Source organism: Bacillus sanguinis (genome assembly GCF_018332475.1).
In the GTDB taxonomy this organism is placed as follows: domain Bacteria; phylum Bacillota; class Bacilli; order Bacillales; family Bacillaceae_G; genus Bacillus_A; species Bacillus_A sanguinis.
Map to the genome: position 1 here is coordinate 1 of NZ_BOQB01000136.1, position 6,699 is coordinate 6,699.

General features: G+C 36.7%; 7 protein-coding genes, 1 other RNA gene and 1 pseudogene. All 9 read left to right on the top strand.

Going from position 1 to position 6,699, the window contains the following annotated elements; genetic code table 11:
- Window positions 1-360 (top strand): YppG family protein (locus tag KI369_RS15940; RefSeq protein ID WP_212956588.1); only part of this gene is annotated, 360 nt, incomplete at its 5' end.
- Between the two features lie 156 nt (window positions 361-516).
- Window positions 517-960 (top strand): CotD family spore coat protein, encoded by a 444-nt coding sequence (locus KI369_RS15945; protein ID WP_212956589.1) that lies wholly within the window; start codon window positions 517-519, stop codon window positions 958-960.
- A 56-nt stretch (window positions 961-1,016) separates the two neighbouring features.
- Window positions 1,017-1,571: an SLOG family protein gene (locus tag KI369_RS15950; protein WP_212956590.1), complete on the top strand. Its 555-nt coding sequence runs from the start codon at window positions 1,017-1,019 to the stop codon at window positions 1,569-1,571.
- Window positions 1,572-1,668: 97 nt separating this feature from the next.
- Complete coding sequence (gpsB, locus tag KI369_RS15955) at window positions 1,669-2,007, top strand: cell division regulator GpsB (RefSeq protein WP_212956591.1); 339 nt, start codon at window positions 1,669-1,671, stop codon at window positions 2,005-2,007.
- A gap of 87 nt (window positions 2,008-2,094) precedes the next feature.
- Window positions 2,095-2,485: RNase P RNA component class B (gene rnpB / locus KI369_RS15960), an RNA gene on the top strand.
- A gap of 180 nt (window positions 2,486-2,665) precedes the next feature.
- On the top strand, window positions 2,666-3,805 hold the full coding sequence (locus KI369_RS15965; protein WP_000521224.1) for a THUMP domain-containing class I SAM-dependent RNA methyltransferase: 1,140 nt from the start codon (window positions 2,666-2,668) through the stop codon (window positions 3,803-3,805).
- A 61-nt stretch (window positions 3,806-3,866) separates the two neighbouring features.
- Complete coding sequence (locus KI369_RS15970) at window positions 3,867-4,049, top strand: DUF3921 domain-containing protein (protein ID WP_000376898.1); 183 nt, start codon at window positions 3,867-3,869, stop codon at window positions 4,047-4,049.
- Between the two features lie 136 nt (window positions 4,050-4,185).
- Window positions 4,186-6,123 (top strand): ATP-dependent DNA helicase, encoded by a 1,938-nt coding sequence (locus KI369_RS15975; RefSeq protein ID WP_016088593.1) that lies wholly within the window; start codon window positions 4,186-4,188, stop codon window positions 6,121-6,123.
- Window positions 6,124-6,224: 101 nt separating this feature from the next.
- Window positions 6,225-6,699: pseudogene (gene ypwA / locus KI369_RS15980) on the top strand (carboxypeptidase); the annotation flags it as partial.

A 6,699-nucleotide genomic window follows, 5' to 3' on the forward strand; every position in this document is an offset into this window, starting at 1 on the left:
GATCAACAACAGCAACCTTATATGGATCAACAACAGCAACCTTATATGGATCAACAACAGCAACCTTATATGGATCAACAACAGCAGCCTTATATGAATACACAATACTATATGCCACCACCATCTCCCTATGGAAATCAACAAGCAATGTTTTATCCACCAAAACAACCGTACCCGACGCAGAATAAACAAAAACAACAACAGCAACCGAGTCAGTTTTCTAGTTTTGTTTCCCAATTTAAAACGTCAGATGGTAACTATGATGTAAATAAAATGATGAATACAGCTGGACAAATGATGAATGCGATGAATCAAGTGACAGGTATTGTAAAGCAAGTTGGAGGTTTTTTTGGTAAGTAATTTTGGATGGTTGTCTCTAAAAAGTATTGTATATGAAGTAAGGACTAGACAAATTTCCTTGAAATAAATGGGTATATATAACAAGCGGCTTTCCCTCTTTTCTCATACTGTAAAGTGTAATCAGATTTTTTTTAACGAGAGAGGAGAGAAAAAACTATGCATCATTGTCATCCTTGTTTTGGAGGGCATAAGCCTGTAGGACCTATCTGTACAACTGCTCCTGTTATTCATCCGACGAAACAGTGTGTAACACATTCTTTTTCAACAACGGTGGTGCCACACATTTTCCCAACACATACAACACATGTACATCATCAACAAATTAAAAACCAAAACTTCTTCCCGCAAACAAACTCGAACGTAAATGTTGTAGACCCAGTTGATCCAGGATTTGGCGGCGGATGTGGACCATGTGGTCATGGACACCATGGACACCATGGACATCAAATATCTCCATTTGGTCCAGGACCAAATGTATCACCATTCTTACCGAATAATGTATCACCAGTAGGGCCAAATGTATCACCATTTTTACCAAACAATGTATCACCAGTAGGTCCGAATATTGGACCGAACGTTGGTGGAATATTTAAAAAGTAAATGATATGTTAGAACTAGCGAAATGCTAGTTCTTTTTTTGTAATTGGAGTGTTGATATGAAAGTTATTGCTGTAACGGGATATAAGCCATTTGAACTTGGTATATTTAAAAATGATCATCCAGGGGTGGAATGTATAAAAAAGGCATTGCACCGAAAGTTAATTACTTTTGTAGAAGAGGGTTTGGAGTGGGTGATAATAAGTGGGCAGTTAGGGGTCGAATTATGGGCTGCTGAAGTTGTTTTTGAAATTCAAGTAGAATATCCAGATTTAAAATTAGCGGTATTTACTCCGTTTTTAGAACAAGAAGAAAGCTGGAAGGAAGATAACCGTGAATATTACGAATTTATTCTCTCTCAAGCAGACCATATTGATAGTATTACGAAAAGGAAGTACGAAAGCCCAGAGCAATTTAAATTGAAAAATCAATTTTTTATTGAAAAAAGTGATGCACTTTTAGCTGTATATGATGAAGAAAAACCAGGGAGTCCTAAATATATTGTAGAAGCAGCAAAGAAAAAAGGAGAAATAGAAAATTATCACAGTTATTTCATTCTTTTTTCCGATTTACAAGATATAATAGAAGAGGAACAGTGGAATAATGCTGAGTAATATGTAATATAGTACTCGTATATATGATTGACAAAAGGCATTGTTTCTGAAAAAATTTAGGTAATGAAAGTTTTGGCAAAAATTTGAGGTGAAGAAAATGATTTCGGATAAAATTAAATTAACGGCGAAAGATATTTTAGAAAAAGAATTTAAAACAGGCATGAGAGGTTATCAACAAGAAGAAGTAGACAAGTTTCTTGATATGATTATTAAAGACTACGAAGCTTTTCACAAGGAGTTTGAGCAATTAAAGCAACAAAATGCTCGTTTAAAGCGTGAATTAGAGGAACAAAAACTAGCAGCAACGCAAGTGCCACAACAACCAGTTGTACAAACACCAGTTGCACCACCTGTATATAACAACACGAATACGGATATTTTAAAACGTCTATCTAATTTAGAAAAAGCTGTATTTGGAAGTAAGTTATACGAATAATTTCTAGTGGTAAAAAGGTTAAAGCATTTTACATAGAAAAAAACATTGCAAAATCTTTTTGTTTCCACTATACTAATGGATGTCATAACGTTTGGGTAATCGCTGCAACGCCAACGTTGTAGAGGAAAGTCCATGCTCGCACGGCCTGAGATGGCTGTAGTGTTCGTGCCTAGCCAATTCATAAGCTAGGGTATTCTGGCTGTAAGGCTGGTTTAACGGCAGGGAAAAAACCTAAGTCCTTTCGGATATGGTTTGACTACCTTTAAAGTGCCACAGTGACGAAGTCCTTGAAGAAATGATAGGAGTGGAACGAGGTAAACCCCACGAGCGAGAAACCCAAATAATGGTAGGGGAATCTTTTCCAAGGAAATGAACGATGGGAAAGGACAGGTTGTATAACCTGTAGATAGATGATTGCCACCGGAGTACGAGGCGTGGGCCGTTTGCAGTACAAAGGAACAGAACATGGCTTACAGAACGTTATGAACCAACTATGAAATAACTCAGCTCTCCTTTGTTAGAGGAGGGCTTTTTATTTGTATGAAGTTATAAATTATGAGTTAAAATGGTTAATGAGAAAATTCTTCGTAAAATGTAATAATTAATAAGGAAAATTGTTATTAATTATTGTTTGAATATACATAAGAGGTGAATGCAAATGGGAAAAGTTACTTTAATCGCAACAGCGGCAATGGGTATTGAAGCGTTAGTTGCTCGAGAAGTTCGTGATCTAGGTTATGAATGCCAAGTGGAAAACAGCAAAGTAACATTTGAAGCAGATGAAAAGGCGATTTGTCGCACGAATTTATGGTTACGTACTGCGGACCGTGTGAAAATTAAAGTTGGCGAATTTAAAGCGACAACATTTGATGAGCTGTTTGAGAAAACAAAAGCATTAAACTGGGGAGATTATATTCCAGAGAACGGTGAGTTCCCTGTTATCGGTAAATCTTTAAAATCTGAGTTATTCAGTGTTTCGGATTGCCAACGTATCGTTAAAAAGGCTGTCGTTGAAAAATTAAAAACAACATATAAACGTACAACTTGGTTTGAAGAGGATGGTCCGTTATTCCGCATTGAGATTGCAATGCTCAAGGATATTGCAACATTAACAATTGATGCGAGTGGTGTGGGACTTCATAAACGTGGATACCGTATGGATCAAGGGGAAGCTCCTTTAAAAGAAACATTAGCTGCGTCTTTAATTAAATTAACAAACTGGAAGCCAGATCGTCCTTTCGTGGATCCGTTCTGTGGATCAGGTACAATCCCAATTGAAGCAGCATTAATTGGACAAAACATCGCACCAGGATTTAACCGTGGTTTCGCATCAGACGAGTGGGGCTGGGTAGGTAAACAAAACTGGCGTGAAGCTCGTCAAGAAGCTGAAGATTTAGCGAATTATGATCAACGACTACAAATCATTGGATCAGATATTGATCATCGTATGATTCGAGTTGCTCAAGATAACGCCGAAGAAGTAGGTTTAGGTGATTTAATTACATTTAAACAAATGCAAGTAAAAGATTTCACAACAAAAGAGGATTATGGCTATGTTGTAACGAATCCTCCATACGGAGAACGTTTAAGTGAAAAAGCACTCGTTGAACAACTGTATAAAGAAATGGGACAAGTATTCCGCCCATTAGACACGTGGTCAGCGTATGTATTAACAAGTTACGAAGCATTTGAGAAGTGCTACGGAAAAGATGCATCAAAGAAACGTAAACTGTTTAACGGATTTATCCGTACAGATTATTACCAATACTTCGGAAAGCGTCCGCCGCGTAATTCATAGTATAAAACTCCTCCAGCGCGCATATACTGGCTATTATGTAATGCGTAAAGGAGGAACTGATATGGATAGTTTCCAGTTATCGATGATTCAAAAGGCTATTCACCGTACGTATGATGAGCTCGGAAAAGAAGTGGATAGTCAAGGTGTGATTGTAGATGAAATACAAAAAGCGCAAGAAGAATATTTGTCAGCTCTTTCACATGAAACGGCGATTGATAAACGTTATTTAAAGTCATTAATATAGAAGAAAATTTTCCTTTTTCGAAAGGAAAATTTTTTTTCGTGTATTTCTATGTATTACAACAGGGGAAAGTGGCTGCACACATATGAGTAGCAGTTGCTATAGCTTTATAGAAAAACTTTTTGGTTGGAGGCTAAGGATGTTTACTGAGAAGAGATTACCATTTGAAGTAGGAAAACAAGATAATTTTTATGATAAGTTGAATGAGTGGATTGGAGATGTGTTTTACGACATCCTTCCGGAAAAAGGCTTTGAAGAGCGTGATGAGCAGATCTTTATGGCGTTTCAATTAGAGCGTGCTTTCCAAGAAAAGAAAGTTATGTTCGCAGAAGCGGGTGTAGGAACAGGGAAAACAATTGTATATCTTCTATATGCAATTTGCTATGCACGTTATACTGGGAAACCAGCTATTATTGCTTGTGCAGATGAAACGTTAATTGAGCAGCTTGTGAAAGAAGAAGGAGACATTGCTAAGTTATCTGAAGCATTAGGGCTATCTGTTGATGTAAGGCTTGCGAAATCAATGGATAATTATTTATGCTTACGTAAACTTGAAGATGTTATGAGCGGACGAGCTCCAGAAGTAATTGAAGATGTATACTACGAGTTACCTCAGTTTGTATTCGATCATGGTACGATGCAAAATTTTACTCACTACGGTGACAGAAAAGAATTTCCACTTTTAAATGACGAAGAATGGTCAAAAGTAAATTGGGATTACTTCCAAGATTGCTTCACTTGTGATTCTCGTCATCGTTGTGGACAAACTCTTTCTCGTGAACATTATCGTAAAGCAGCAGATTTAATTATTTGTTCTCAAGATTTCTATATGGATCATATTTGGACGTACGATGCACGTAAACGTGAAGGGCAAATTCCGTTATTACCAGAAAGTAGCTGCGTTGTATTCGATGAAGGACATCTTGTAGAATATGCAGCTCAAAAAGCTTTAACGTATCGTTTAAAGCAAACGATGATGGAGCAACTTTTAACAAGATTGTTGCAAAACGATATTCGCGAGGAGTTTGCACATTTAGTAGAAGAAACAATTTGGCAAACAGAGCGATTCTTTGATGTGTTACAAGAGCATAAAAAAGAAATTGCCGGTTCTGATCGTTTAGAAATTACCGTGACAGAAAAAGTAACTGCTGAAGCGAAGCGACTTTATGCGAAAATTGGTGAAGTCGGTGATGCATTAGTATTTGAAAGTGAAATGCATACAGTAAACACGTATGATTTAAATATCGTTGATGAACATTTAGATGTATTAGAGCATTCCCTTCGTCTGTTCATGCACGAGAAAAATGTAATTACATGGGGTGAAGAAGGTGATGGAGCCTTCACGTTAGTAATTATGCCACGTGCAGTTGAAGAAGTATTACAAGAGAAAGTATTCTCGAAGAAAATCCCGTATATCTTCTCGTCTGCTACATTATCTAATAACGATTCATTCGCGTTTACAGCAAATAGCTTAGGGGTAAAAGATTACTTATCATTCTCAGTTGCCTCACCGTTTGATTATGAGGAGCAAATGGCAGTAAACTTACTATCGCATACGAAAGAAAATGAATGGGAAAGAAAGTGTCAATATACACTTGAAAATATACAAAAAACAAATGGACGTACACTTGTATTATTCCGTACAACACAAGAGCTTGCAGCGTTTAAAGAATATGTAAGTAAAGAACAAATGTCAGTTCCGTTCCTATATGAAGGGGATCAAGAAATTAGTCAGCTCGTTTCTCGCTTCCAAAATGAAGAAGAGACTGTACTTTGTGCCGTTCATTTATGGGAAGGTTTAGACATTCCTGGTTCATCATTATCACATGTTATCATTTGGTCATTACCATTCCCTCCAAACGATCCTGTGTTTGAAGCGAAGCGTAAACATGTTAATGATCCGTTCTGGGATGTAGATGTACCATATATGATTTTACGTCTTCGTCAAGGAATTGGCCGTTTAATTCGTACGAGCGACGATAAAGGTGCTATTTCAATCTTCTTATCTGATACAGAAGATGAGAAAGTGGTAGAAGCGGTGAAAAACGTACTACCAGTAGAAGGAAAAGAATTATAAGGAGAAAGCTTGGCGCTTGCCAAGCTTTTTTTCTATTATAAAAGGAATTTAGATTCTCATGTCGAATTAAGTTTGAGGTAGAAAAGGGAGGTTTTTATACGATGACAGTAGCTACATATGAAGTAGAAAAACAATTTTTAACATATGTGAAGAAGATACAAAATTACGGAGAAGCATTAAGTTTAATGTTTTGGGACTTAAGAACAGGTGCGCCTAAAAAAGGTGTAGACCAGCGTTCAGAAGTAATTGGTATGCTTTCATCAGAAGTATTTGTAATGTCGACTTCAGATGATATGGGGAACTATTTAACAGAACTTGAAGCTTTAATACGTGAAGATAAACTTTCTGAAACGACGAAGAAAATGGTTGAAGAATGTCGTAAAGAATATGATAGAAATAAGAAAATTCCACAAGCTGAATACGAGGCTTATGTGAAATTAGAAGCGAAAGCAGAAAGTGTGTGGGAAGAAGCTCGCGAAAAATCTGATTTCGAAATGTTTCGTCCGTATTTAGAAAAAATTGTTGAATTCAAAAAGAAATTCATTACATATTGGGGTTACGAAACATATAAATATA

Bases quoted from the DNA above. Each gene is read 5' to 3' on its own strand.
- KI369_RS15945 (WP_212956589.1), top strand. From the start codon at position 517: ATGCATCATTGTCATCCTTGTTTTGGAGGGCATAAGCCTGTAGGACCT.
- KI369_RS15950 (WP_212956590.1), top strand. From the start codon at position 1,017: ATGAAAGTTATTGCTGTAACGGGATATAAGCCATTTGAACTTGGTATA.
- gpsB (WP_212956591.1), top strand. From the start codon at position 1,669: ATGATTTCGGATAAAATTAAATTAACGGCGAAAGATATTTTAGAAAAA.
- KI369_RS15965 (WP_000521224.1), top strand. From the start codon at position 2,666: ATGGGAAAAGTTACTTTAATCGCAACAGCGGCAATGGGTATTGAAGCG.
- KI369_RS15970 (WP_000376898.1), top strand. From the start codon at position 3,867: ATGGATAGTTTCCAGTTATCGATGATTCAAAAGGCTATTCACCGTACG.
- KI369_RS15975 (WP_016088593.1), top strand. From the start codon at position 4,186: ATGTTTACTGAGAAGAGATTACCATTTGAAGTAGGAAAACAAGATAAT.